The 330-nt window shown below is 53.6% G+C and carries 1 protein-coding gene; it reads right to left on the bottom strand.

The annotated features are described in order from the left end of the window. The coding region (locus HMPREF3066_RS06300) for a hypothetical protein (protein ID WP_168160656.1) at nucleotides 1-197 on the bottom strand (197 nt) is incomplete at its 3' end. Nucleotides 198-330: the final 133 nt, after the last annotated feature.

The raw sequence follows: 330 nt of genomic DNA, 5'->3' as shown, positions 1-330 counted from the left end.
ACGGCCTCCTGCGGACGGATTTCAAACGCTGCTCGCTGGTTGAGGTAGGAAGACAGCGGCAGGGAGGAATCGGTAGAGGTGGCGGTGATTTCGACGCGGTAGGCGGTGTTGGCGGCTTCGGAGGCGGTGAAGGATTTGACGGAGAGTGATGGGGAGAATCGGGCGAAGGTGAGATGGTAGGATTGGCGGGCGGTCATGACGAGACAATTTCAGAATGACAATGAATTTGATATGTTAACTTGGATTATGCCGATGGTAAAGCGAATGGGATGAGTGGAAAAAAGGCCGTCTGAACGGTGTGAACTGGCCCCCAAATCTTGGACACTCATA

It is taken from the genome of Neisseria sp. HMSC03D10 (assembly GCF_001807625.1).
Classification (GTDB): Bacteria; Pseudomonadota; Gammaproteobacteria; order Burkholderiales; family Neisseriaceae; genus Neisseria; species Neisseria mucosa.
This window is presented reverse-complemented; position numbering and strand designations above follow the sequence as displayed.